We start from the raw sequence: 26,344 nt of genomic DNA, 5'->3' as shown, positions 1-26,344 counted from the left end.
AAAGGTAACAACCCATGGCGCTAGCCCCGGATCGCTTGGCGATCAAGCAACTTGAGGATGCTCTTTCCGCAGTGTTGGCGCTTGGAGGCAATAATCCTCCGGCCCAGGTTGTTCGCCGGATCCGCGACGGGTTGGCGACACATGCGGCGGCCGTCGAGGCAGCGAGAGCTGCCACCGATCCTATTCAAATGCCGATGGTTAGCTTCGATCCAGCGGATCCAAAAGCAATTGGGCGCATGGTATCAATCGCGCTGCTTGCGCAGCCATTGGTTCGACTAGGATCTGTGCAGCCTGCCTATGGCTCGGGAGTTTATGCGATATATTATCGCGGCGACCATCCGCTTTACGCAGGCATAACGCGTACGGAGACGCCAATCTATGTGGGTAAGGCGGACCCAGCGAATGATGACGCTAGTACAGTTCGCGAACAAGGGGCCAAGTTGACAGGCCGCCTATTGGAGCATGCGGGTACCATAGCGACAGCCGCCACGTATTCCCCGCAACTGCCTGACTATTTATCACCCTTAAAGCTCGATGATTTTCTTTGCCGGCGCCTGGTATGTGCCACCAATGCCCAGCTAGTGGCAGAAAAGCATTTGATCCGAACGTTTTGGCCCATCTGGAATGCGGAAACAAAAGCTTGCTGGGGAATGAGCAAGCACGGTGATGCGGCAACGACCCGTGCCAATAAGCGTTCTCCTTGGGATGTTGTGCATCCTGGGAGGGCGTGGGCTCTTGATGAGCGCCTAGTCGACTCTCTGACGCCAGCCGAAATCCAGGAACGTATCAACGCGACTTTACAAAAAGTGCCGGCCAAACGCGATCACGCGGCATTGTTAGAGGAGTTATTGGAAGGGTTCCGGCAAGAAGGCCCGCCATTAACTGAGCCGGAGGTGCCTCCGGTGGGCGAAAATGTCGTGGGCCCGGAACTGAACGAGGCTGGCGGTGTCGACGACGTATGACACGGATTTAGCGAGAAGTGTGCATATGTCGCGCATACGAGGGCGCGATACCAAACCAGAAATGCGCGTGCGTAAAGCGTTGCACGCGGCAGGATTGCGATACAGGCTCCACGCAAGGGAGTTGCCCGGAAAGCCCGACATGGTTTTTCGGAGCCGACGGATGGCGCTATTCGTCCACGGATGTTTTTGGCACCAACATCCAGATCCAAGCTGCAAGCTGGCTAGAATGCCAAAGTCGAGGCTGGAATTCTGGCGGCCAAAACTTGAAGGCAACAGGGTTCGAGATGAAAAGACACGCGCCGCACTTGAAAGCAGTGGTTGGACCGTCTTGGAGGTTTGGGAGTGCGAGACAAAAGCGGGTGACTTAACGCGATTGATCGCAAAACTTCAAACTTCAATACCGCCGACCGAGGCGGAAATAAATCCCGTTTTGAAGACGGGACAAAGGCAAACAAATGAATAAGGAACTTGATCTCACACCTGCGCCGCGGGTGCTGCAGATGCTCGGTGAAATTAATCTCGAGCAATGGCGATGCCTGGCCGAGCTAATTGATAATTCCATCGACGGATTTATTGATGCCGCAAGGGCAGGCGCCCCCATAACTAAGCCTGAGATAGCAGTTAGCATACCGACCGCCGATACCGAGAGCGCACGTGTGTCCGTTAAGGACAACGGACCGGGCATGTCCCTAGAGACCTTGGAAAACGCTTTACGGGCGGGCTGGTCGGGCAATGATCCGCTGTCAAAGCTTGGGCTTTTTGGAATGGGATTCAACATCTCGACCGCGCGGCTCGGTATCGTTACCGAGGTCTGGACAAGTCGACGCGGCGATCCAGAGCAGGTTGGTGTTCGAATTGATCTGGACGAGCTCCGAGCGTCCGGAAATTACAAGGTACCCCGTCAGACTAGGGCTAAGTCGAACCACGAAGATCACGGTACCGAGATCGTTATTACACGGCTGAAACCCGAACAGCGCGGCTATCTGGCTCGTGCGAACAATCGCGCGACCATCAAGAAACATTTGGCCAAGACATATTCGGCTCTGTTGTCAAATTCAGAAGCGGGAGCCATCAGACTGATCCTGGGAGGAGCGAGGGTTATGCCGCTTCGCCCCTGTGTCTGGGATGCAAGCCGTACGGTCGAGCTTCCTGATGGTACAATGGTCGGGGCGGTCGAACAGTTTGATGTCGCTTTAGCCCCTCGGCGATATTGCGAGCATTGTATGCGTACGTTGACGAGCGATCAGGAGCAATGCCCTACCGGAAGCGCGCAATGCACAATCGTAGAGACGCCGCGAAGAGTGAAGGGCTGGGTCGGTCTCCAAAGATATTTGGATAAGACCGACTTCGGAATCGACTTCATCAGAAATGGCAGAAAGATTGAAATTGGGAGTAAGGACCTTTTCGTTTGGAACGATGGAGAAACTCAGGAGGTCGAGTATCCAATCGATGATCCGCGAAGCCGCGGCCGCTTCATAGGAGAAATCCATCTCGACCATTGCCAGGTAAGTTACACCAAGAACCGCTTCGAACGGGACGATCCAGCTTGGACAGAGATGATGCGCGTGGTTCGTGGCGAGGGTCCATTGCGACCCAATGCGGCGCGCCAAAAGGGCTTCGATGGCAACCAAAGCCCACTATACAAGCTGTTTCAAGCGTTTCGCCGCACCAGCCCTCAAGGCAAGAATGGTCTTTGGTCCCGGATTATGGTCGTTCAGGATAATGATCGCGCTCAGCAAATGGGAGGTTTCTTCGCCAATGCTGAAGCTGACTACCTGACGGACGAGCGTTGGTGGCAGCTTGTCGAGGAGCAGGACGCAAAGATTTTGGGAGACACCTCCAGCGGGGGCGACAATTCAGCGATTCCGCCAGGTTTTCTTGGTGGTGACGCCGATGCGGAAGGGCAGGACGGCAACGACGGTGACGACACGGCAACCAGCGGGGAAGAGGCTCCTGCAGTCAGCCCAATTATCCCCGCGCCGCCTCCCGCGAGGCGCCCGATTTTCGAGCTCACGCGAAAGTACGTTCATCCGACCTATCGCGCCGAGTTTGATGTAGAAGCCTTTGTCGTCGATCCCGCTGACCCGCAATTACCGACAGGTCAACCATGGGCGATCCGCTTGGATAATGTGGCGACGCGCACCTATTCGTATCTCGTCGATACGGCGCATGACGTATTTCGATCTTCAACAATGACGCCCTTAGACGCTTTGCTCGTTGATCTGACCTATCGCACAATCGAGTTTCTGCGCGGGCACAGTCAGGATGCGACACCAGCAAGCGTGCTCTCGGATTTTCGTGCCGAATACTGTCGTGACACTCGGTTAGACGAGCAGGAAATTATTGCACTTGCAGGCAATACACTGAGCGACATCTGTCGTTCCGTGGCTGGCCTCATGGGTGGAAATTCGGCAGAGGGTATGTATGGAGAACTAACTGATCGTGAGAAAGAAGGAATCGCACGCCGAATGGCTGGTCGAGGCGTTGCCGATCCAAGAGCGCTAATCGAGGACGGCCGATACTGGGATTATGCGGACGGCGGCACAGTTCGCCGGTTATTCTTGCGGCATCCCGAGTTATTTCTTGATGGAAAATACTGGGAGGATGCATATCACGTCCTTGACTTCGGGGCGGCCGAAGTAACGAACGAAGCCAAGGCTGCTACAGTCGCCCGTTACGAGGCTTATCTTGGCGACGCCATATGGCTCGCTGATCAAACGCCAGCGGATCTTGCGCGCGCCTCGCGTGATACTGTCATCCGAGCGACTTGCTCGCTTCGACTCCTAAGACCGGATGTTGCAGAGTGAGAGCAGAACCGTTCCTCCATACCCAACGACTGCTGAGGGGGCCATGGCAGGCCTTTGAGCGGGATGTCGCGCGACTGCTTGTATGCAACGGGTTTGAGGATGTTAGGCTAATTGGCGGATCAGGCGATGCGGGTGCGGATGTTCTCGGCGTAAAAAACTCCGAACTGTGGGTGATCCAGTGTAAATTCACTACGAACGGCTATCCTTCGTCAAACGCCGTAGATCAGGTCGGCGAAGCGGCACGTTACTATCAAGCTGATCGGCTCTACGTCGCCACAAGCCGCCGCGCAGGACCGGCGATGTATGCGGCGGTTCGGCGCTGGGCCGCGCTGGGTATAGAGATCGGCATTCTCGAGCCGGCTACGTTGCTAGAGATGGCGCGACGTAGTCCGGAATATCCGACCAGCAGACGCGATCTCCGCGACTATCAGCTTGACGCCGTCGATCGCTTTGTCGGCTCTTTGCGTGAAACCGGACGCGGGCAAGTTGTACTCGCGACCGGTCTTGGAAAGACGGTAGTCCTCGCTGAGAGCATCGCCCAGCTTTTTCGAGATGAAGCAATCCGCAGTGGGCGGGCGTTGGTGCTCGCTGGAACCAGAGAGTTGGTTGATCAGCTGCAAAGAGCTTTTTGGGACCAACTTCCAAAATGGGTCCCGACGCACCGTTTGATCGGGGGCGAATTTCCAAGTGAGTGGAATGGAATAACATTCGCGACTGTCCAAAGCGCTGTGTCTCGGCTGGACGATTTACCCGAATTCGGGGTCGTGCTGATAGACGAAGCCCACCATGTCGGCTCCGATACTTTTCGCCGGGTAACGGATAAAATGGCGGAGGCGATGATCGGCGGCGTCACGGCGACACCGTGGCGAGGCGACGGCTATGATATTGACCAGTTGTTGGGGCCGCCTGTTATTCGAATAGGTATCGCGGAAGGACTCAGACGGGGATTTCTTTGCGAGGCCGATTATCGGTTGCTCGCGGATAATATCGACTGGTCGTTTGTGCGATCACACTCACGTAATAGCTATTCAATCACGCAGCTCAACAAGCTGCTACTGCTACCAACGCGCGACGAGGAGGCGGCGCGAGCGATTCGGGAAACCTTCGACAAAGAAACTCGGCGCTCCGCGATAATATTCTGCTCTTCCGTGACTCATGCCAAAAGCTTCGCTGCGATGCTTAGGCTTTTCGGTTTTCGTGCTGAGCCGATAACCGGCGACATGACGTCGCGAGAACGAGATCGTACAATGGCCGCTTTTCGAAAGGGCTCGTTGGATGTCGTCACAACCCGCGACCTTTTCAATGAAGGTGTTGACGTGCCGGACGTTGATATGATCGTCTTCATGCGCGTCACGCATAGCCGACGGATTTTTGTGCAGCAATTAGGTCGAGGCCTGCGAATTAGTCCGAGGAAAAAGAAAGTTGTCATTCTCGATTTCGTGAGTGATCTACGCCGTCTTGCGGAGGTGGTCGAGCTTGAGAAGGCAGTCAGAGGGGACGTCGAGCGACTTCGTTTGCCCGGCGTAATCCAGTTTCGCGATGAGGGTGCCGGCACTTTCATGCTTGATTGGATGAAGGACCAGGCGGACCTATTCACGCGCGAAGGCGATCCTACACTTGAACTGCCCGCCTTTGATTTCCCTGCGCCTCATACACGGGGCGGAATTCAATGACTACTATTTCAACAGCCCTACGTGACGCATTAAGGGATACGCTCTGGCAACAATGCGACGAGCTCGGCTGGATGTCCCTCCAGGATGTCGAGCGTGCGCGCTACTACGAGCTTTGGACGCGAGACGCCTCGATTGGTGGGCAGTTGGCCCACGTGATGGATCCACGAAAAGTACGCGTCTACATCAAAGATTCCCTTGTAAAGCCATATGTTCGGGCGCGTTTATCCCTAAGCGAGGCCGAGGTCTGGCGGTTACTCGGGCTTACGAGTATTGACGCTGCGGTTCACACTTATATTAAGCCGCACGGTAGGAGGACTGAGGACGGCCGTGTAATCGGGTGGGGCCGGAGCCGGGATTGGAAATCCGTTTTGATGGCGGTTTTCGAACGCGGTCGGGCGAATAAATCATTTTCGTCGTTTGGCGTTGTACTCCTTGAGAGCGGGAAGACTGAGGCAGAGCGATCGCGCGGCCTCGTAAGAGAAGCCGCTCAACGACTCGGCATTGAAAAGCTTGCTTGGATGGAATGATCATGAGGGACAAATATCCAGGCTGGTATCCAAAATCGGCAGCCGAGGCCTCGGCACTTTGGGGCACTGCGATTTTTGTGCCCGATGCGAACGTCTTGCTGCACTGCCTCAGGCATCCAGCGGAGGTACGTGAGGAGCTCTTGAGGCTATTCGATGCGCTCAAGGATTCCCTCTGGGCTCCTTATCAAGTTGGATTGGAATTTCATCGCAATCGCTTGGATGTCGAATTTGGAGCGCAAGATACCTACGATGTCCTGATTAAAGACCAGGAAGCAACGATCGAAAAGGCCCGCGAGAGACTGAGGCAACTACGCGCTCATCCGACGATTAACGTTGCCAAGGAATTGGCCGCTTTGGATATGTTCGCAACGGATTTTCGAGCGCGAATGGCGGCCTCGCGTGCTTCGCATCCGACTGAAGAAATTGCAGCCGACGTCGCACGTCTCACCCAACTACTGGAAGGGCGGATTGGTGAAAAATGGAAACCAGAGCAACTGGTCGCCGTCAAGAAAGAGGGGGACGATCGTTACGCTAAAAAAGTTCCGCCTGGATACAAGGACGCGAAGAAGGACGCAGGTGAGTTCGATAAGTACGGCGATCTCATTATTTGGAAAGACATGATTGCCAAGGCAAAGGAAGAGAAACGGCCAATCATTTTCATTTCTGACGACGCTAAGGAAGATTGGTGGTGGATTCACAAGGGAAGGAAATTAGGCCCTCGCCCCGAATTGATCGAGGAGTTTCAAGCCGGTTCGGACCAAGATTTTCACATGTATGAATTTGGGCAATTCCTACACTTCGCGGCAGAGCGTTTTCCCGAAATCAAGGCCGGCGTTAATCAAGTTGAAAAAAGTCTACGGGACGACGAGCGCGCCAGGCGCAAACAAAGCGAAGCCGCCGAGGCAAGCCAGGCGCGAGCAAGGTTGGAGGAGCTCGAAGATGAAAGAGATCAAATCGTTGGTTTGCTTTCAGGTGCACCGGGAACAATGACGCCGATCGCGGCAACCGTTGACCGCGCATCACTCAGAGCCAGACTAAGCGAACTGAATGCCGAATTGGAGTCAACTACGCTGTCGACCGACCACTCCACGCCTTTGGCTCCCGAACAAGCGAGTGACCCAGCGGCCGGCGATCGAGATTCATGAGTGATTTTTTGCCACGTTTCCCACCCTTGCCACAAATCTATGCCATTCATTACAGCGGGCCTGGCCGGTTTTCTGCGTGAACCTGTTGTCTCTCAGCTCGGTGATATCGTCATCAGTTCTGTGAAGCAGCCTGAAGAGAGCACTGTGCGAGAAGACATTCTCATTTCCATCTTCGCGCAGGCGCACACCCTGTATCGCTCAACTGATCAGGAATAGGTACTAAAGCAGCGACGTCACCGGGGCGAGCGGTTTACCTCAGGTTCATTTGGGTTGGTAAGGATATGTTATACGGCATTCTGGACGACGACGGCGCTGGACACCTTGATGCAAAAGTGGAGCTGGAGGGAACTGCGGTGCTTCTGCATAGCCGTGGAGGCGCGGCAGGTGGTAGGCCGCCGCGAAACCCCGACTACCAAAAGGCGTTTCGCAAGATCATCTCCAGGCTGCGGGGGGAAGCCGCAGCCAATCCCGCAATAGACCGAATACTTCTGGACAGCACCGTTGGTCGCCGTCTGCCGGAAAATGAACGTGTACTTCTTGAGGTAGGCGAGCTTGCCCGACTTTCGAACGAGGAAGCAGCCGCAACCGCAGCACATAGAGCTAGGGGCATGGGGCAAGCACCCGACGCTAAGGGCGGAAACTCAACGAAAGCCCTTCGAATCGAGACCTTTGCACAAAATCAGCAAGATCTAATATCCCTCCTGCGCTTGGTGACATGGACTGACACTGTCGAGGCTGCGGCATCACACTCCCGCTTGGCGAACAGTGATCAGCGGCGGGTAACTGCATCCAATATCGGGCAAGCTGTCTTCCGCCTGCTATCGGGAGAGCTGCCGGCTCGCTTCGATTTGTCCAAGGATTATGATGTTCTCCTCGACGACGGCACGCGCCTAGCGCCAAAACAAGTCTTTGCCCTGGCGTTGGAGGAAGCCCTCAACATCGAAATACATCCGTCGCATTTCAGTGCCGGTTGGGGCCAACCTTGCTTCGATCTCATCCAGGCTGCTGGCTTTCGAATCGTGCATAAACGTAACGCCGGCGCCAATGACGAACAATTCAGCAACGAGCTAGCCACACGGCCACCCGACGAGGGCGACAAGGAAGCCGCCGAGGGCAACTTAAAGGTCGTCACGCACATTCGACGAGAGCGCGCGAGTGGTCTCGCTCAAAAAAAGAAAGCGGCATTCCTGGCAGAACACGGTCGTCTGTATTGCGAGCGTTGCCTACTAGAGCCCGCGAAAGTATATGGCGTGGCGGTTGGCAACGCTTGTATCGAAGTGCACCACGCCTCAGTGCAAGTAAAAGACATGGAGGCTGGCCATGTCACGAGGCTGGAGGATCTGCAATGCCTATGTGCCAATTGCCACCGGGTCACACACAAAGAACTGGCCAGTTCATGGCTTTGAAGGCGTGTCGAACTCGCGACAGAGCAAAAGTTACGCTAGAGAGGCGGACTCGTTCTTTCGGCGGTCGGTTTCTGACGCGTAGGGGGCCTTGGCACGCCTAAAGTCTTCTGTGTGCCGCCCTTGGCGTAAGAAGGATCTGAGCTAAATTGGCCGGTGATCGAGTGCGGTCTTCTGTAACGCCTTTAGATACCGCATTTTCCTGAAGCCGGTGGCCGGTATTCTTGAGGTCGGAGTGGAATAACACCTTTCCGCTCCTTTATCTCTAATCGGTGATGGCAAAGCGTTGAAAATGTGGCTGTTCTCTTGACCGATCTCCCGGATTCAGAATGTCGACTAAAGGCTCGGTGACGTCCCACGACAACATGAAGTCGCGTCTTGACACCCCGCTATTCCAGCCCGAACATTTCGGACGTTGTTATTATCGGTATCGTCTCCTGCCTCTTTACGTCGTCTGGATCAAAGTCTTTGTCACCTATATCAAGACCGGTTCGACCTCTCGCAATCCATTGCAAAAGCGGGACTACGTCGTCTTCGGATCCAGAAAAGAGGAGCCAGTTGCGTCCTGCTTCCGCCATCGGCCACCGCTCAAGTTTCGTTTGCGTGTCCGAAAGGTCTGGTTCGTCTATCCAAAGCGGGTGTTCGGCGGGCAGCAGGCTGTATCGAACTGCAAAGGCTTTGGCTTCGGCTTTTTTGTTGAACATCAGTAACGCTAGCGCCGTTCTGATTTCAGATCGGTTTGAACCGCGGAGGGCCGCGAGCGCGGACCCACTACTTTCATTTGCCAATAGGATACCGAGCGCACAAAGCGCGGGACCTGCAAGTTGAGGATCGATGTGATCGGCGGCGACCTCCAATTCTAGCCAGGGAGCATTCTCAAATTCAGCTGGATGCAGGGGAAGTCTTTTGATGATGGTCCAAGCTGCTGCATAACGGGCGGGATACAGGTTTTCGCCCTTGCCGCCGACCACCCGGTCATCTTGCAATAGACCCTTAAGTACCGGCCAAACTTCGACATGATCAAAATTTTCAAGTAGGCGCGTGAGGCGAGTATGCACCTCGACATCTTCTGATGAACTCGCCCTTCTCTTCAAAAATTGAATCACATGATCGACCATCTCGGGCGGCAGCGCGTCAAATTTTCCCAGGGCGGTCGCAGCGGCTTGCGCAACGGCGAACTTTGGCTCGTTGCGGATTTGGTGTTCCGGATGCCGCGAATAGTCTCGCGTATCGCCAAGCAAGGAAATTAAAATGGGGAGGCCTTCCGGCCAATGCCGTTGGCCTATCGTCTCGGCCAACTTTTCCCGTACAAGAGCGCTGACGTCATTTGCCAAGTTCAAAATTTCCGCAACCTCTGGGCTATCAGCTTGCGGAGCAAGATATTCCAGGGCTTCGCGCCGTACCTCGTAGTCTGGATGTTTCATCGCGCCGGCGATCATCGATCGGGCCTCAGGGCCTTGAACGAATGACAATGCCTTCATCGCCGCTGTCGAGTCTTGGACGTTGTCCGAAGCGAGCCAGTTGCCGGCCGTCTCTCGGACATCTTGACCTTCGGCCGCCGAAACAATCAGCATTAGACGCGCGAGCCGTCGCGGGCCGTTAGCGATCAAATTCTGGGCGACCGATGGCGGCAGCAGACGAAAGGCTTCAAGCGTCTGCTCATTGGGTAGTTCAAGGTAGTTCGCAAGTGCAAGCGCAACGGCTGCTCGCGCGTCGGCCGAAGCTGCCTCAACGATTTTCCTAGCGCACGCCGCCCTCTTCGTAGGTCCAATTGGCTGACCAGCGATTAAGGGGGCCAAGGTTGCAGCCTTGATCAAGTCGAGGGTCGGAAATAGCTCAAAAAGAGTGGCGTCGGATTGATCTTCGTCCCGCTCCAGCCAATTCAACGCTCTCAAGGCCGCTTCCTGGACGCCAGGACCGCCAGATGTCAATGCAGCAATGACTCGGTCCTTGGCAAAAGCCAAACGCCGATCACCAATCACCTGGATACCTATTGCGTGCAAATCCTCATCGTTGCCCGCGCACTCAAAAAATGCCTCCAGTTCTGGCGGTTGAATAGTGTTGGAATCTGTCTTCATCACCTCGGCCCAGAGGGGGATGATTTCGTCAGGCCTAACGTGGGTTTTGACCCACTCAAAACCTTCTCGCTGCCGTCTTCCCCGAACATAACCCTTGCCGAAGTGCCTTGGGGCAGGGCCAGCCTCATCGTTTTCGTCCAAGATGCGAAGCTGCACCGCAAAATCAAGCTCCCCTTGCAACGCTTTTCGACGGTTCTCCCGGTTGGCGGTGAGCACAATGTCAACGGCGCTTTCAAGTTCTTCGAATTGCGTCCAGACCTGTTGATAAGGGGTGCTTTCCCATATCAGTGCTCCTTGGGAAATCGTGTCGGCGCTCATAATAAAGGTCGGCGTATTGGCAACTTCGTTGCCGGCCTCCAGAAAGGCTTCCATCAGGTCGACGCCGAAGGGTTTTAACCACGGGAGAAATTGCTCGGCATCATAGTCCTGAGAACTAGCGGGCAGGACATGGGCCACGAAGCCTTTGAGCAATTTGCCGTCGGGGTCAGCCGCTAGGATGTCGCTTCGGTCAGAGTCGGAGACCGGCGGTGGCCGCCAGCCGAGATCAGCGAATCCCCCTTTCTTATCTTTTTTTGGTGCTCCACGTTCCAACCAGTGCACTAAACGGCCCAGCGCGGATCTCCCGCTGTTGTGCCAATTCGCGGCTTGCCAAGCCTTGCGAAACTGCGCGGGTGTAAGATCGGGAATGAAAAGTGCGTGGATAAGCAATTTGTCTATCGTGTCGAGGACGTCGGCGTCCAGTTCAACGCCACTGTGCTCCAAAGCCTTGGCTCCTGACACCAAGCGATACAACTCATCGTGCCATTCTGCTCCCGAACCGATCAAGTTCAGTATCGCGCGAGCTGCGGCGTTGAAGGTATTTTCGACGATCCGGGGAGAATTATTCAGCAAGGCTTCAAGGGCTTCGATTACCTTGCCATGCGCATTGTAGCTCCCATCCTCGCGGCTTGTGAACTGAGTTGGTGCCATGTAGGCGGCCAACTCATCCAAGTGGATGTCCGGCAAGCCGACGCGCTCGATTGCGCGACGGAGCGAGCGGAGTCTTCCAGGGGCCACATCTCTGGAAAAGCGCATCAATGCCCATAGCACTGCTGCACCACGCAAACCTGGGTCTCCAAACCCACGAACCTGGTCAGAAACGACTTGCTTACGGCCTTCTGTTTGCGCGCGATCGATTAGCTGACTGACGTCGGCGAATTCAGGGCGAGCTAAGAGTTTGAGTTGTCGGGTGAACCCATCCAGCTCCATGGGGCTGCGCAGTGTGTCCAGAACTCGCACTTCGTGTTCGCGAGCAAGGTCACGTTGCCAGCTGGCTGCATCCAAAAGCTTTCCCTCAAGAATTTCCCGTCTAGTCCGCTCGTCATAGGCCTCGTCATCAATAGTCACAGAGATGTCGGTCCAAATGGGTGCAGGGTTGCCATCCATGGCAAGACGGAACACCTCCGTTCTAGAGGTGATGACAAATTGCTTGTCCGGCGACGCTTTTCGGAGGAGAGCCGGCAGGTGCCTTGTCCAGCGCGCAGCTTCCTCACGATTTAATCCGGTTTGCCCCCAGGGATCGTCGAGATAGAAGAAAAATCTTCCAGCTTTCGCGAGAGCTTCCTCGATCGCTGCAATGCCGCTTGTCTCACGGATAACTTCGAATGGCGGCGTGGCGATGCGGCGATCATATGCGAGGCTTTTCGCCGTCAACGACTTTCCGTAGCCGGACGGGCCAATCAAAAGCACGGAATTGTAGCTTGCTAAAGCGCGGTCCACATCTTCGCGAGATTTCGGTTGAATATAGTGAGCTAGGTCCGCATCAGGATGAGGCAGGCCACCAAGGCCTTCGACCACCTTGGCAATGTCTGTCTTTCGCAGAGGGTCGGGAACTTCAAGAAACCGGTCCTCCACCAATTTTTTGAGACGCTCGACAGCTTCGCCGATCTTGTGGGAGGGCAAGTGGAGTTGGTGCGTAAGGAGTTTGCCAATGCGGGTTAGCACCTCTGTTGGCGTAAGCAGTTCGATAATTGCGAACCGGCCTGCAAGCGACGATTTATCGGCGTCATTTCTGAGATTGAGACTGGTGGGGAGGAAGGTTGGCAACGGGCGCCCGGCGGGCGTGGCTACACGGCCAGCGGCCAAGGCGGCATCGACGCTCGTGTTTGTTATAAACAGATAGCGCCGGTTGGGATTTTTCAAAAGAAGTGATTTCGCACGCTCCCGCACTGCCGGACCGCGCGAGCCGGCCTTTTCCTTGTCGTTGACGACGGCCGCAAACTCCTTTGCGCTCCAATGGCCAGCCCCCTTGAATTTGATCTGGACGTGAAGCTCCACGCTGCCGATGTTGATGTGCGCGTCTGCGTCCTCGGCCGGTACGTCCAGGCGTGCCTTTACGTCGTCGTGCGATGCAGGTTCGACAATGATTTCCTGTGTCGTCGCGCCATCGCCCCACATTAGTTCCAGGGCGATCCAGACCGTGACCAACTTCTGGTAATCGTAGCCGCGGTAGGATGGGTTCGCACCGCCGGTATCGTCCTCTTGCACGTCAGAGCCCTTATTTTAGCAATGCCACATCGCGTCAACGGACGCGGCCGGCGTGGTATTGAATCGCAACCCAAAGCAGATTTTCTACTTTGATCATAAATTGGCAATGGATCAATCTACCGTTTGAATTACATTGCTTTTTGGAACCGTACGCGCGGTTCTGGGGTGTTAGAAAACCCCTATCCGTAGCAGTTTGATGCCGGCTGATCCGGCAAAACCTCCTTGACCAATTCGGTCGGGGAGCCTGTGACGTAGTCCAGGCCCCGGCTAAGCACTAGTCAGCGGGGAGGTGAATGACAGCAATCGATCAACTTTCGAGCAAACTTCGCTCGACCGACGCGCAAGCCAGGGCAGGGCAGGGCAGGAGTTCAGCGCTCGTGGGAAAGGCCCTTGACGACGAGGTCGTCGCTTAGATTAAGTTCTCCCTTTGTCCGCTTATGCTACAAATCTGCACGTTCGGTTATCGCTGGCCACTTTGCTGCTCCCAGAGCTTAAGATCACCAGATTCTATAGGAGAGTCAGGGGCTTGTCAAAAGACGCATAATAAACACTCTGGGAAATTTGTTATAGCTTGACCTTACTGGAGGGGAGGGGGCGCAAACCTCCAAATTGGCTCGGCAACTACAAAAAATGGCAAATGGCGCATGGCTGAATTGCCGCATTGTTGTTTGATGAGTGGGCTGCGATAGTTGCCACTTGTTCTCCAATTGAGCCGAGAATCCTTCCATCAAATCAAAGGTACGCGCCCATGTCGGAGCAATACGACATTATCGTTATTGGCGGCGGACAAGCCGGCCTCGCGACAGGTTACTACCTTCGTCGCACGGGCCTCAGCTATCTGATCCTAGATGCCGAAACTCTGGCAGGTGGCGCTTGGCGCCACACGTGGAATTCCTTGAATCTGTTTTCACCGGCGGGTTACAGTTCGTTGCCAGGCTGGCCGATGCCGCCGAGTAACGGCACCGGATTTCCGACACGAGACGAGGTTTTGGACTACCTGACCAAGTACGAGGCCAGGTACACGCTGCCGATCAAGCGCCCGGAGCGCGTGACCGCGGTGCGTAAGGTGGCTCAAGGATTTTCGGTAGAAAGTGATCGCGCACAGTACACTGCACGTGCTGTCGTCAGTGCGACGGGAACATGGTCGCGTCCGTTCATTCCAGCCTACGTAGGACGAAACCTGTATTCCGGCTTGCAGGTCCACTCTGCCTCTTATCGCAACTCAGATCCGTTTGTGGGCCAGAGGGTGCTCGTCATAGGCGGCGGCAATTCAGGGGCACAAATCCTGGCGGAGGTGTCTCAAGTCGCCGATGCCAAATGGGTGACCCTCCACGATCCGTTGTTCCTGCCCGACGATGTCGACGGCAGGGTGCTTTTTGAACGCGCCTCGGCACGAATATTGGGCAAGGACCTCACCATGCCACAAGGCGGTCTGGGCGATATCGTGATGGTTCCACCCGTCCGCGAAGCCCGGGCGAGGGGTGTGCTGACGACCGTCAGACCTTTCACACGGTTTACACCGGATGGTGTCGTTTGGGCGGATGGCAGCGAAACCGCCGTTGATGCGGTCATATGGTGCACCGGATTTGGGCCAAACCTCGGCCATCTTGCGCCACTGAACGTCATTGGAGCCGATGGCCGTGTAGAATTGACGGGTCAGCAGGCGGTGAAAATGCCCGGCCTTTGGCTCACCGGTTACGGTAACTGGGTTGGGGCAGCCGCCGCAACCTTGATCGGTGCCGGGCGGATCGCCAGGCATATGGTTCCAGAAATAGTCCAGGCGCTCGCGGCATCGAATGCCTGAAGGGCATTTTGCCTTGCAATACATCCATATATCATGTAATCGCGATGTATGGAAAAGAAGCAATCCCTCGATGCCTTTGCTGCGCTTAGTCAAGAAACACGCCTTGATGTGTTCCGCCTGCTGATTAAGGTCGGACCGGAAGGTATGTTGGCCGGGGAAATCGGCGACGCGCTTGGCGTCAAGCAAAACACCATGTCTGCCAATTTATCCGTGCTGACCCACGCCGGCTTGATCCGCAACCTCCGTGAGGGGCGCTCGATCCGATATTTTGCCGATATGGACGGGGTGAGGGTGCTGCTTCAGTTCCTGATGGAAGACTGCTGCGGCGGCCGCAAAGAGATGTGCCAGCCGATCATAGAAGAAATTGCCTGCGCCTGCTGAGTTTAAAACCAGCGATCAAGCCGAAAGTGTTTGGTGCGACGATGGAGGGTAAAATGCGTTCAGAGGTCTCAAAACGTCGACTGCTGGTCTTGGGGGAGTGGCAGCAATCCGCGCTCAGCCCCGATGATGTTCCCCTGCCGGATAAATTGAAGGTCCAGGTCGAGATCTACTGGACAATGGATATTCAGCACTAATGGAAGCGACAGCCCTTATTTATAATGTCCTCTTTGTCTGCACGGGCAATTCAGCCAGGTCGATTCTGGCCGAAGCCATTTTGAACCAGATCGGGCAGGGACGCTTCAAAGCCTATTCCGCAGGGTCGCAGCCGCGCGGTGAAGTCAACCCCTATGCACTCAATATGCTCGACAGCCTTAATATTCCAACGGATGATCTTCGTTCAAAAAGCTGGGACGAGTTTGCGGGCCCAAGCGCGCCGAAGCTCGATTTCATCATAACCGTTTGCGACAATGCAGCAGGCGAAGTCTGTCCTGTGTGGCCAGGCCAGCCGATCACAGCCCATTGGGGCCTGCCCGACCCGGCTACGGCGTCAGGCACTGACGCGGAGATCAAACTTGCCTTTGCAGACGCTTTCAAGGTCCTGCGGAACCGCATATCTGTCTTCATGATGTTGCCGATCAAAAGTCTCGACAGGCTGTCGTTGCAAGCAAAGCTTTCCGATATCGGCAAGGACCAAGCCTAATGTTTTCTACCTCTCGTAAACTGTTCGCCGAATTTCTCGGCACGGCTCTGCTGTTGGCGATTGTCATCGGTTCCGGCATAATGGGGGAGACCTTGGCTGGCGGCAACACGGCCATAGCGCTTCTAGGCAATACGATTGCCACCGGCGCCGGCCTTGTCGTGCTGATCACTATTTTCGGACCCATCTCCGGCGCCCATTTCAACCCGGTCGTCACGCTGGCTTTTGCTGCCCGCCGCGACATCGGTGTCTTCCTCGCGCTGGCCTATATCCTCGCCCAGGTTGCTGGGGCCGTCGCCGGTGTCTACGCCGCCCACGAGATGTTCGGTCAGGCGATCATGCAGGTCTCGTTGAAACTCCGAGATGGACCTGCGCTGGCCTTTTCTGAAGGTGTTGCGACGTTCGGCCTAATGGCCACGATCTTCGGCTGCATCAAATTCAAGCCGGACTTCACGCCGATCGCCGTCGGGCTTTATATCACGTCCGCCTATTGGTTTACCGCGTCGACCTCCTTCGCCAACCCGGCCGTTACCTTTGCCCGCAGCCTGTCGAACACCTTCGCCGGCATCGCACCCCATTCCGTACCACTGTTCATTGCCGCACAATGCGTCGGGGCAATTGTCGGCGTCGTCGTCTTTTCCTGGCTTCTCTCTGAACAGAAGAACGCCAAACCGATCAATCCGAGTGCCGAGCTATGACCTTTACCATCTATCATAATCCCGACTGCGGCACCTCCCGCAACGTCCTGGCTGTCCTCGAAGCAGCAGGCTACACACCGACCGTGGTTGAATACCTGAAGACGGGGTGGACGCTAGACCAATTATTGAAGCTTTTCGCCCACGCCGGTCTTACGCCCAGAAGCGCGCTGCGCGAAACCAAGTCGCCTGCTAAGGACCTGGGACTGCTGGAGACTAGCGTGAGCGACGAGACCATCCTGTCCGCCATGCTCGAAGAGCCCGTTCTCGTCAATCGCCCGATCGTCGTGACGCCGAAAGGCACCAAGCTGTGCCGTCCGTCGGAGGTCGTTCTTGACCTGATCGACGCTTATCCGCCTGGGCCCTTCTACAAAGAAGACGGTCAGTTGATGATCGACGCGGAGGGCAAGCGCGTTGTCTGATCCCTTGAGCGATATGCCCCAAATGGACGAGGCCTGCTTTCAGCCCGTCGACCAGGATCAACTGCTGCGCCCCGAACGCGCCAGCCACGCGCCGCGTATCCTGTTGCTTTACGGCTCCGTGCGGCAGCGCTCCTTCAGCCGCCTGGCCACTCAGGAGGCCGCGCGCATTCTTGAAGCCTTCGGTGCGGAAACCCGCATCTTTAATCCGTCGGGGTTGCCGCTGCCGGACGATGCCGAACCAACGCATCCCAAAGTCCAGGAACTGCGCGACCTGGTGCAATGGTCCGAAGGCATGGTCTGGTGCTCGCCGGAACGCCACGGCGCCATGACCGGCATTATGAAAGCGCAAATCGACTGGATACCCCTTTCGATCGGCTCAGTTCGTCCGACACAGGGCAAGACCTTGGCCGTGATGCAGGTGTCAGGTGGCTCGCAGTCCTTCAACGCCGTCAACCAGCTACGCGTTCTCGGCCGCTGGATGCGGCTGATCACCATACCGAACCAGTCATCGGTCGCGAAGGCCTTCACCGAGTTCGATGACAACGACCGCATGAAGCCATCACCCTACTATGACCGGATCGTCGACGTGATGGAGGAACTGGTCAAGTTCACCCTGCTGACCCGCGACTGCGCTGATTATCTGGTCGACCGCTATTCCGAGCGCAAGGAAAGCGCCGAAGCCCTATCCAAACGCGTCAACCTGCGCTCAATTTAATCCGAAAGGCCGCACCCATGAACGTCCTGTTCCTTTGCACTGGTAATTCCTGTCGCTCGATATTGGGCGAAGGCACGTTCAACCACCTGGCGCCTGAAGGCTGGCGGGCCATGAGCGCCGGCAGCCAGCCAGCTGGCTATGTCCATCCGCGTTCCTTGGCTCTGCTGGAACGCGAAGGCATCTCGACGGAAGGATTCCACTCGAAATCCTGGGACGATCTCCCCGTTGTCCCCGATATCGTCGTCACCGTCTGCGCCAGCGCGGCCGGGGAGGTGTGCCCGGCCTACATCGGTAACGTCCTGCGCACACACTGGGGCGTTGAGGACCCAGCCCACGTGACCGGCACCGATGAGGAAATCGACGCCGCCTTCATGACGGCCTATCGGATTCTTCGGACCCGCATCGAGGCGTTTCTTGCTCTGCCGCTTGATGAACTGACGTCCAACAGGTCCGCATTCAAAGCCGAACTGGACCGGATTGGCACGCTGATGCCGGACGACCAGACGTCTCCAAACCTGCAAAGCGCTTAGGTACGGCTATGTCAAAAACCTTCCGCACCAAGTTTCTGGTCATCGGCGCCGGCCCTGCGGGGTATACGGCCGCGATCTACGCCGCGCGAGCCAATCTTGAACCCATCGTCGTTCAGGGAATGCAGCCGGGCGGTCAACTGACCATCACTGCCGATGTCGAGAATTTCCCCGGCTTCGCCGAAACGGTGCAGGGCCCATGGCTAATGGAGCAGATGGCGGAGCAGGCGATCAAGGTCGGTACGGAATTGGTCTATGACTTGATCGTTGATGTGGATTTCACGCAGAGGCCGTTCAGGTGCGTTGCAGATTCCGGTGACGTGTTTTTGGCGGAAACGGTAGTCATCGCCACGGGTGCCCAGGCGCGCTGGTTGGGTCTTGAGAGCGAACAACAATTCCAGGGTTTCGGCGTATCCGGGTGCGCGACTTGCGACGGCTTTTTCTACCGCGGCAAGGAGGTTGTCGTCGTGGGCGGCGGCAACACAGCAATGGAAGAGGCACTGTATCTTACCAATCACGCCACGAAGGTCACGCTTGTACATCGCCGGGGCACCTTCCGCGGCGAGAAGGTCTTGCAGGATCGCATTGCCACGCACCCAAAGATCGAGGTGATCTGGGATCATGTCGTTGACGAAGTGATTGGCGATGTGGAGCCGGCGCGCTCGGTGACCGGCGTGCAGTTGCGTCACGTGAAGACGGACGAGACGCGCTTTGTCGAAACTCATGGCGTTTTCGTCGCCATTGGTCACGACCCGGCAACGAAAGTGTTTCGCGGCAAGGTTGAGATGGACGAGGAGGGCTATATCCGGACAAAGCCCGATTCCACCGCTACCAGCGTCGCTGGCGTATTCGCAGCGGGTGATGTCAAGGATAAGGTTTTTCGTCAGGCCGTCACCGCAGCCGGAATGGGCTGCATGGCGGCCCTTGAGGCCGAGAAATTCTTGGCCACGAGCGAAGCTGCGCACTCACGCGCCCATGAGGCCGCCTGAGCGGGAGGTTTGTGAAGCCGTCCGCTGAACTCCACACTCACAACAAATTCAGGCTCGACCTGGCAAATTTACGGGAGAGTCGCATACGCTTCATGGGTTGAATTTTTGTTCAACTTGAATTATGTTGAACATTGTTAAACCGGAAAGGCGCCAGACGATGAGCCGTGCATTTGAAATAGACGAGAGCCGACCCATCACGGAGATCAAGTTTCGGAAGACAGGGGGCTCGCTGTCGGTAATTTGGCCGAGCGCCAATGCCGCTGCATTGCACGTCACGGACGGCTCGGTTGCGAAGATTGCTTATACGAAAACCGGTGAACAAGTCATTATTCCCGTGACCCAGGCGCGACGCAAATATTCTTTGACGGAGCTCCTTGCCGAAATGCCGGACCAAGTGGACCTGAGTAAGGACCATGCCGCTTGGGAGCAAATGCGTCCGGTCGGGAATGAAATCTGATGCCACCTGGTGTTAAGCACCCCAAGCGAGGGGACATCTGGCATCTGAATTTCTCGCCGGCGGCGGGCCAGGAAATGAAATATGAGCATTTCGCGATCGTGATATCCCCGGACGCCTATAACCGGATGACGAACCTGATCTACGTGGCGCCGATCAGCACCACGGCCAACCTGGCGCGCAATGTCGGCTTCCAGGTGTCGCTCTCCGGTGCCGGCACGAAGACGACCGGTGTGATCGACCTCATGCAAATCAGAGCCGTAGATTTCAAGTCGGCCGAGCGCAAAGTGTCATATGTCGAGAAGCTTCCAAGCTTTATCGTCGACGAGGTTTTGGAGAGGATTGCGCCAATTTTTATGACGGACGAAAACTAAAAAACCCGTCTAAGTGACTGATTATAAAAGATAATTTCCCATAATCTCTATTATGCGCGAAAAATCGAGATTCGGGCCGAGTGGAATTTCCCGTTTAAAACCAGATATTTAAGCCGCTTAAATAATAAACATTATGGGAAATATGATTTGTATTACACGCGATAAGAACCCTTCTCGCGTGTGATTGGAGGAGTCACAGACCGTATCTCGGCTAGTGCTGCGGCGTGTGCCTAATATTTCAGAAATGTTTCTAAGGGGAGTTGCCCCGGTACGCGTATATGGAGGAACAGGCGCGCCCGCACCTAAGCACCCGGAGAAACACCATGTCGGAAAACGTCCAAACATCGACGGGCGCGACTGATGTTTGTGTTATCATACCTACGTTTCGGCGACCCGACGGGTTGAAACGAGCGTTGGGCTCGGTGGCAGCGCAGGTTGGCTTAGATCAGATCAACTTAAGTGTAATCGTGTGCGACAACAGCCCTGACGCCGGGGCAAGGTCATTTGTCGAGAGCTACCCGATTCACTATTTCTTGAAATATGTCCACGAACCGAGACCAGGTGTTGCCAATGCCAGAAATCACGCGGTTGCCGTGTGTGAGGCCAACTACGTCGCGTTTCTCGACGATGATGAAGAAGCCCCGCAAGACTGGATTTCCAATCTTGTTCAAATTCAGGAGCGCTTTGCAGCTGATGTCGTGTTTGGCCCTGTTTATGCTCGCTTAAGTAGCCCCACTACCCGATATGACAGCTACTTTGCGTCATTTTTCTCTCGCATTGGCGCAGCAGAATCAGAAGTTCTTTCTTCATACTACGGTTGTGGAAATAGCTTAATCAGCCGCAATTGTATGATAGGTCCACAGCCCTTCTCTACCGAACTCAATGACTTCGGTGGAGAGGATGACCAGCTATTTCACCGACTTATGCAAGACGGGGCGCAATTTGCTTGGGCGGCAGATGCCTTTGTTTATGAGGACGTTCCCCCGTCACGAAAGCGACTTTCGTACACCCTTCGCCGGGCGTTCAACTTCGGACAGGGCCCGAGTTACACGGCAGCCAAGGCGGGCAAAACATGGTCGGCAGTCGCGTGGATGCTCAAGGGCCTTATTCAGGCGACTGTCATGACGCCTATCGGCCTAATTCTCCTGCTATTGAGGCGGCCCGAGGCTGCGCCCACACTGGATAAAGCGGTGCGAGGATTGGGAAAACTGATATGGTTTGTTTCCTTTCGCTTCTATGGAAGCGCTCTGCTATCAAAGCGCGATATAAATACTTCAAACGAAACTAAAACACTAAGTATATCTAATTGACACCCATGTCTTTGTGGCCTCATTATTTGGAGAATGGTTGCGAAATGCGCTCGGTATGCTTCATATTATGATAGGCTCAGAAAATGGGCAGGAACACTGCGTTCCTACGCATCCCCGAGCGAAGAAGCCGCGAAACGCAACGTTCTGGTGGTCTGATTTTTCATGGAGTGGCGGAAAACTTTGCATAAATAAAACCGCCATTCGCTTGGAGATCAGCGGCGCTTTATTTCAGGAATTTTTTAATTGGGTTCTGTACCTTGCGCTGCTTTACTTCGTGGCAGCTTGGGTTACTGTCGCGGGAAGGCACAAGAAAACCTTGTGGTTTGGGCCCGACGAGCCAAGGCCTTGGTACCTCATGCGTGGCGTCGCCATGTGGTCCGGCATAACGTTGGCGGACAGCGTCGATACTGCCGATGCCGCGGTATATTTCGATGATAGCACCGTAGGCTCGCCGCCTTTAGTTACTATCACGCCGCATTTCAATCATCGATGTACGGATATCAGTAAAAGCCGTGTCGCGGAAGTATTTGAAGAAGTATTTGGTTATCATCTATCTGTAAATCCCGCCGAGGTCGTCGGAAAGATTGTTGAAAAGCCTGAAAAAAACGGCGTGCATGGGGGCCGCATTGTCGATGGTCCGATGATGCCCAGGAAGGGTTTTACCTATCAGAAACTTATCGATACCCGTGGCGTAGACGGGAAATGTCGCGACCTGAGGACCCCGTGCGTCGGTGGGAATCCTGTTTTGGTTTGGATCAAGCTCAAGTCTCCAGAAGGCCTCTTTTCAATCAATAACGAAAGCGCATTTCTAAAGGCGCCCTCTGATATATTTTCCGAAGATGAGATGGTGAAGATCGCCGCGTTTTTGGCGCATATGGGACTGGACTGGGGCGGACTTGACATTTTGCGGGACCGATCAGACGGGCGCATTTACATTGTGGACGTCAATAAGACGGATATTGGTCCGGTTATCGCACTCTCTTGGCGCGATAAAGTAGCTTCAATGAATTTGCTATCGACAGCACTACACAACATGCTGTCTGCTTAGCGACAAAGCGGAATGCTCCTGGCGATGGGAAAAAAGCCAATGGTGTTTCGCCGGGGTCAGTTTTTCAGAACTAAATGGCGCGCCCAGCAAATTAATTCTGAACAGTTCGGCGCGTTCTCAGGTGCACGCCCTGCCCACCGAGAGAGGCCCAGCCGGCTATTGTGGTGGAGTGTGGTTGTGATTAGCTTGCACGCGGCCGTGATTTTTTGTCCTCCTGGCCGTTTGCAATCTGCTCTGACCTGGGATTTGAGGACCGGGATTGGAGTCGTCGTTGTCGTCAGCACGCTACTTTTTCTCAAGCTTTTTCTTATCCTGAAGCATAGGCATTAGGATTTTTTGTCCGAAAGGGCTCCGAAGCGATGTGCCGATTTCGCCGGCCCATGGGCGCCCGTGGCAATGTCGCTGAGGATTGGGCAGTCGGGACGATGATCGCCGGCGCAGCAATCTGCCAAGTGCTCAAGAGTGGCCGCCATCTCTTCCAGGTCGGTGATCTTCTTCCGGAGTGCGGCCACGTGGCCGATGGCCATTTGTTTGACTTCGGCACTTTGCCGCCCAGTGTCTCGCCACAAAGCCAGAAGATCGGCAATTCGGTCTACCGTAAAGCCAAGGTCTCGCGCGCGTCGCACGAAACGGAGGGTATGAACGTCCTTTTCGGAATACACGCGGTATCCCTTTTCAGAACGCTGCGCAGGCATGACCAGGCCCGTTTCCTCATAGTAGCGGATCATCTTGGCGGAAACGCCAGATGCCTTGGCAGCTTGTCCGATATTCATGTGATGTCTCCAGTCAGACGGCCGAAACGATGAAGGGGGGACGGAAACGCCTTAGCCGGAGCGCATTGCTGAGGACAAATACCGACGACAAGGCCATTGCCCCCGCAGCTATGACAGGAGACAGAAGCACTCCTGTGAATGGATAAAGCGTGCCGGCAGCCAACGGTATCAGCGCGATATTGTAAGCAAACGCCCAGAACAGGTTTTGGTGAATATTGCCAAGCGTAGCCTTCGACAAGGCAATGGCGTTTGGGACGCCTTGCAGGTTACCGGACATAAGTACGACATCTGCGGCTTCGATAGCCACATCGGTACCTGTGCCTATGGCTAAGCCAACATCCGCTTCGGCCAGTGCCGGGGCATCATTGATGCCGTCTCCGATATAAGCGCTCGCTCCGAATTGTGCCTTGAGACGGCGTACAGCGTCCAGTTTTCCTTGAGGCAGAACCTCAGCCACCACTTCGTCTATGCCGAGCGACTTGGCCACTGCGTTTGCGGTATGGCGGTTGTCACCCGTGATCATTGCGACCTTAAGGCCGAGGCTGTGAAGCGCTTTAATGGCTCCAGGAGTCGTCGGCTTGATCGGATCTGAAACTGCGACAATCGCGGCGAGCACACCATCAATAGCGGCGTAGAGCGGTGTCTTCGCTTCCTCCGACAGGGCGTTAGCCAATGTTTCAAACACAGCCGGCTCAAGACCCAGTTGGCGCATAAAGCGGTCGGCACCCACGTGAACCCGTCGCCCGTTTGCGGTCGCTGCAATGCCGTAACCCGTAACAGAGGAAAAATCGTCGACCGCCGGAATAGACAAGTTTTCATCCTTGGCGGCCTTAACGATGGCTTGTGCGACCGGGTGTTCCGATTTGGCTTCTGCGGCTGCCACAAGGGCAAGGACATCGTCACGATCGAAGCCATCGAGCACGTGCATGTCCGTCAGAACAGGCTTACCAAGCGTGAGGGTGCCGGTTTTGTCGAGCATCACCACCTTCGCATCTTTCAGCCGTTGCAGCGCATCTCCCTTTCGGAACAGGATGCCGAGTTCAGCCCCTCGGCCAGTGCCCACCATGATCGAGGTAGGCGTTGCCAGACCCATGGCACAAGGACAGGCAATAATGAGAACCGCTACGGCGTTTACCAGTGCGAATGTTAAGGCAGGCGACGGCGCCAGGGCGAGCCATGCGAAGAATGTCAATGCCGCCACGGCCATGACCGCCGGAACGAACCAAAGCGTCACCTTGTCGACCACGGCTTGAATCGGCAGCTTGGCCCCCTGCGCCTGCTCGACCATCCGGATGATCTGCGACAAAAGCGTATCATGGCCAACGGCGGTTGCCTTTATGGTCAGAGCTCCAGTTTGATTGACCGTGCCGCCAACAACAGTAGCACCATGTGCCTTTTCGACAGGCACCGGCTCTCCGCTGATCATTGACTCGTCAATGAAGCTCCGGCCGGTTAGCACTTCGCCATCCACCGGCACCCGCTCTCCAGGGCGGACCTCGACATGATCGCCTAGTTGCAGATCGACGACATCAATATTCGAGGCGATGCCATCTCGCACAATGCGGGCGGTCTTTGTCTGAAGGCCGATCAGGCGGTTGATGGCCTCGGATGTTCGGCCCTTGGCCTTTGCTTCCAGAAACCTTCCCAGTAAAATCAGGGTAACAATGACAGCGGCTGCTTCGTAGTAGACATTTACGGTGCCGCGCGGCAGCCATTGCGGGGCAAAAGTCGCGATAAGCGAGTAGCCATAAGCCGCGATCGTACCGACAGCGACGAGCGAATTCATATCGGGCGCCAGGCGAGACAATGCCGGAAGCCCTTTCTTGTAAAAGCGAAGACCAGGCCCGAACAGAACGGCAGTGGTAAGCGCAAACTGCAGCCACCAGGTCGAGGTGATGCCAATTGTCGCTTCAATGAGTGAATGCGCGCCGGGGATTAGGTGCGAGCCCATCTCGAGCGCGAAAACCGGAGCGGTTAGTGCAATTGCGATGGCAAGATCGCGCTTGAGCGCCTGTGTCTCGATTTCGCGGCGTTCGACCGCCTGGTCGTTAGCGGCGGCCGCCGCTTCGACCAGCTTGGCATCGTAGCCCGCTTCTTCAATAGCGTTAATCAACCTGACGGGATCGATATTTTGACTCAGTTCGACGTGAGCGCGCTCGGTAGCGAGATTGACCGATGCACGTGCGACACCCTGGACGCCCTGGAGCGCACGTTCGACGCGGCCCACGCAGGACGCGCAGGTCATTCCCTCAACCAGGAAATCCAGGGCGCTTGGCGCTGGCACCGCGTAGCCTGTCGATTCAATGGCTTCGATTAGATCATTTCGCGAGATAGCTCCCAAGGTCCTTACCAAGGCGCGCTCCGTTGAAAGGTTCACCTCGGCAGAGGTGACCCCTGCGACGGCCCGCAACGCCCTCTCGACCCGGCCAACGCATGAGGCGCAGGTCATACCTTCGATTTGTAAGGTGACGGCTTCTTCTTTGGAATTCAGCGTTGTTTCCATGACGCAGGCTTTCATTTTGCTTGTCCTGCATGCCTAAATAGAGGTTCCAATCATTGTAAGGTCAATAGGCGCTCGCTTTTTTATTGTTTGTAATATAACTCGCCATAAAAGGCGATTTATGATTATAAATGAATTTTATTCGCCAGACATGGCGATTTACATGATATAAGCAATTTTGGAGTATATATCGTCAAAAATGGCGAATTATGATCCATTCCCAATATTAATCGTCAGGATTGACGACTTATGAAGATTGAGCCGACCGTAACAGACGATGCAATTTTGAACGAAATCGGGCAAAGATTAGCTCAGCGTCGGCTAGACCATGGCTTGACGCAAGCTAGCCTAGCCGAACAGACCGGCGTTTCGAAACGCACGGTCGAGCGCCTAGAGGATGGCGAAAGCGTCCAGCTTGTCAACCTGATCCGGGTACTGCGGGGCCTCGACCTTGCGCACGGTGTGGAAAACCTGATACCCGCGCCAACTGTGCGACCGCTCGATGTCGTCGAGCATCAAGGGCATCGCCGAAAA

General features: G+C 55.5%; 23 protein-coding genes and 1 pseudogene. 20 read left to right on the top strand and 4 right to left on the bottom strand.

The window, feature by feature from the left end; genetic code table 11:
- The first annotated feature begins 35 nt into the window (after nucleotides 1-35).
- From ABAC460_RS49210 to ABAC460_RS48550, 6 genes are all read left to right on the top strand, one after another.
- Nucleotides 36-962, top strand: a complete 927-nt coding sequence (locus ABAC460_RS49210; protein ID WP_200863694.1) for an Eco29kI family restriction endonuclease — start codon at nucleotides 36-38, stop codon at nucleotides 960-962.
- Nucleotides 946-1,425 carry a very short patch repair endonuclease gene (locus ABAC460_RS49205; protein WP_369794126.1) on the top strand — a complete coding sequence of 160 codons (480 nt, stop codon included), beginning with the start codon at nucleotides 946-948 and terminating at the stop codon, nucleotides 1,423-1,425. The genes ABAC460_RS49210 and ABAC460_RS49205 overlap by 17 nt, the downstream gene beginning before the upstream one ends.
- Nucleotides 1,418-3,769 (top strand): ATP-binding protein, encoded by a 2,352-nt coding sequence (locus tag ABAC460_RS42225; protein ID WP_023454866.1) that lies wholly within the window; start codon nucleotides 1,418-1,420, stop codon nucleotides 3,767-3,769. Before ABAC460_RS49205 ends, ABAC460_RS42225 begins: the two co-directional genes overlap by 8 nt.
- Nucleotides 3,766-5,442 carry a DEAD/DEAH box helicase family protein gene (locus ABAC460_RS42220; protein WP_031237255.1) on the top strand — a complete coding sequence of 559 codons (1,677 nt, stop codon included), beginning with the start codon at nucleotides 3,766-3,768 and terminating at the stop codon, nucleotides 5,440-5,442. Before ABAC460_RS42225 ends, ABAC460_RS42220 begins: the two co-directional genes overlap by 4 nt.
- A 529-nt stretch (nucleotides 5,443-5,971) precedes the next feature.
- The gene (locus ABAC460_RS42210; RefSeq protein WP_031237254.1) at nucleotides 5,972-7,114 is read left to right on the top strand and encodes a PIN-like domain-containing protein; all 1,143 of its coding nucleotides are present in this window, start codon (nucleotides 5,972-5,974) and stop codon (nucleotides 7,112-7,114) included.
- Between the two features lie 281 nt (nucleotides 7,115-7,395).
- Nucleotides 7,396-8,520, top strand: a complete 1,125-nt coding sequence (locus tag ABAC460_RS48550; RefSeq protein ID WP_023454862.1) for an HNH endonuclease — start codon at nucleotides 7,396-7,398, stop codon at nucleotides 8,518-8,520.
- A 386-nt stretch (nucleotides 8,521-8,906) separates the two neighbouring features.
- On the opposite strand, the gene ABAC460_RS50230 is transcribed toward ABAC460_RS48550, so the two are convergent.
- The gene (locus tag ABAC460_RS50230) at nucleotides 8,907-13,121 is read right to left on the bottom strand and encodes an nSTAND3 domain-containing NTPase (RefSeq protein WP_023454861.1); all 4,215 of its coding nucleotides are present in this window, start codon (nucleotides 13,119-13,121) and stop codon (nucleotides 8,907-8,909) included.
- 748 nt (nucleotides 13,122-13,869) lie between these two features.
- On the opposite strand from ABAC460_RS50230, the gene ABAC460_RS42200 reads away from it, so the two are divergent.
- The 13 genes from ABAC460_RS42200 (at nucleotide 13,870) to ABAC460_RS42150 (ending at nucleotide 22,537) form a co-directional block, all read left to right on the top strand.
- Complete coding sequence (locus tag ABAC460_RS42200; protein ID WP_023454860.1) at nucleotides 13,870-14,925, top strand: ArsO family NAD(P)H-dependent flavin-containing monooxygenase; 1,056 nt, start codon at nucleotides 13,870-13,872, stop codon at nucleotides 14,923-14,925.
- A gap of 48 nt (nucleotides 14,926-14,973) precedes the next feature.
- Nucleotides 14,974-15,306 (top strand): ArsR/SmtB family transcription factor, encoded by a 333-nt coding sequence (locus ABAC460_RS42195; protein ID WP_031237251.1) that lies wholly within the window; start codon nucleotides 14,974-14,976, stop codon nucleotides 15,304-15,306.
- Nucleotides 15,267-15,500, top strand: coding sequence for a hypothetical protein (locus ABAC460_RS49900; protein WP_155914714.1), 234 nt, complete (start codon nucleotides 15,267-15,269; stop codon nucleotides 15,498-15,500). Before ABAC460_RS42195 ends, ABAC460_RS49900 begins: the two co-directional genes overlap by 40 nt.
- Nucleotides 15,500-16,006 carry an arsenate reductase ArsC gene (locus ABAC460_RS42190; RefSeq protein ID WP_023454857.1) on the top strand — a complete coding sequence of 169 codons (507 nt, stop codon included), beginning with the start codon at nucleotides 15,500-15,502 and terminating at the stop codon, nucleotides 16,004-16,006. The genes ABAC460_RS49900 and ABAC460_RS42190 overlap by 1 nt, the downstream gene beginning before the upstream one ends.
- The gene (locus ABAC460_RS42185) at nucleotides 16,006-16,701 is read left to right on the top strand and encodes an aquaporin (protein WP_023454856.1); all 696 of its coding nucleotides are present in this window, start codon (nucleotides 16,006-16,008) and stop codon (nucleotides 16,699-16,701) included. The genes ABAC460_RS42190 and ABAC460_RS42185 overlap by 1 nt, the downstream gene beginning before the upstream one ends.
- Complete coding sequence (gene arsC, locus ABAC460_RS42180) at nucleotides 16,698-17,120, top strand: arsenate reductase (glutaredoxin) (RefSeq protein ID WP_023454855.1); 423 nt, start codon at nucleotides 16,698-16,700, stop codon at nucleotides 17,118-17,120. The genes ABAC460_RS42185 and arsC overlap by 4 nt, the downstream gene beginning before the upstream one ends.
- A 22-nt stretch (nucleotides 17,121-17,142) precedes the next feature.
- Entirely contained in the window at nucleotides 17,143-17,835 is a 693-nt protein-coding gene (arsH, locus tag ABAC460_RS42175) for an arsenical resistance protein ArsH (protein ID WP_023454854.1), read from the top strand.
- Between the two features lie 17 nt (nucleotides 17,836-17,852).
- Complete coding sequence (locus ABAC460_RS42170) at nucleotides 17,853-18,365, top strand: arsenate reductase ArsC (protein WP_023454853.1); 513 nt, start codon at nucleotides 17,853-17,855, stop codon at nucleotides 18,363-18,365.
- Between the two features lie 8 nt (nucleotides 18,366-18,373).
- The gene (trxB, locus tag ABAC460_RS42165; RefSeq protein ID WP_023454852.1) at nucleotides 18,374-19,351 is read left to right on the top strand and encodes a thioredoxin-disulfide reductase; all 978 of its coding nucleotides are present in this window, start codon (nucleotides 18,374-18,376) and stop codon (nucleotides 19,349-19,351) included.
- A 157-nt stretch (nucleotides 19,352-19,508) separates the two neighbouring features.
- Nucleotides 19,509-19,808, top strand: coding sequence for an AbrB/MazE/SpoVT family DNA-binding domain-containing protein (locus ABAC460_RS42160; protein ID WP_023454851.1), 300 nt, complete (start codon nucleotides 19,509-19,511; stop codon nucleotides 19,806-19,808).
- A complete protein-coding gene (locus ABAC460_RS0125020; protein WP_031237245.1) occupies nucleotides 19,808-20,179 on the top strand; it encodes a type II toxin-antitoxin system PemK/MazF family toxin in 372 nt (123 codons plus the stop codon). The genes ABAC460_RS42160 and ABAC460_RS0125020 overlap by 1 nt, the downstream gene beginning before the upstream one ends.
- Nucleotides 20,180-20,502: 323 nt before the next feature.
- Nucleotides 20,503-21,489: a glycosyltransferase family 2 protein gene (locus ABAC460_RS42155; RefSeq protein ID WP_031237243.1), complete on the top strand. Its 987-nt coding sequence runs from the start codon at nucleotides 20,503-20,505 to the stop codon at nucleotides 21,487-21,489.
- Between the two features lie 55 nt (nucleotides 21,490-21,544).
- Complete coding sequence (locus ABAC460_RS42150) at nucleotides 21,545-22,537, top strand: hypothetical protein (RefSeq protein ID WP_031237242.1); 993 nt, start codon at nucleotides 21,545-21,547, stop codon at nucleotides 22,535-22,537.
- A gap of 326 nt (nucleotides 22,538-22,863) precedes the next feature.
- Here ABAC460_RS42150 and cueR read toward each other — a convergent pair whose 3' ends face one another.
- Complete coding sequence (gene cueR, locus ABAC460_RS42140) at nucleotides 22,864-23,310, bottom strand: Cu(I)-responsive transcriptional regulator (RefSeq protein WP_023454846.1); 447 nt, start codon at nucleotides 23,308-23,310, stop codon at nucleotides 22,864-22,866.
- A 13-nt stretch (nucleotides 23,311-23,323) separates the two neighbouring features.
- Nucleotides 23,324-25,828, bottom strand: coding sequence for a heavy metal translocating P-type ATPase (locus tag ABAC460_RS42135; protein ID WP_023454845.1), 2,505 nt, complete (start codon nucleotides 25,826-25,828; stop codon nucleotides 23,324-23,326).
- Nucleotides 25,829-26,059: 231 nt separating this feature from the next.
- Here ABAC460_RS42135 and ABAC460_RS51225 point away from each other — a divergent pair.
- Nucleotides 26,060-26,200: pseudogene (locus ABAC460_RS51225) on the top strand (helix-turn-helix domain-containing protein); the annotation flags it as partial.
- Here the strand turns inward: ABAC460_RS51225 and ABAC460_RS51075 are convergent.
- Nucleotides 26,201-26,326: a hypothetical protein gene (locus ABAC460_RS51075; protein WP_006270749.1), complete on the bottom strand. Its 126-nt coding sequence runs from the start codon at nucleotides 26,324-26,326 to the stop codon at nucleotides 26,201-26,203.
- Nucleotides 26,327-26,344 lie beyond the last annotated feature (18 nt).

The organism is Asticcacaulis sp. AC460, from assembly GCF_000495795.1.
In the GTDB taxonomy this organism is placed as follows: domain Bacteria; phylum Pseudomonadota; class Alphaproteobacteria; order Caulobacterales; family Caulobacteraceae; genus Asticcacaulis.
The sequence above is the reverse complement of the archived record's forward strand: the minus strand, read 5'-3'. Positions and strand labels throughout refer to the sequence as shown.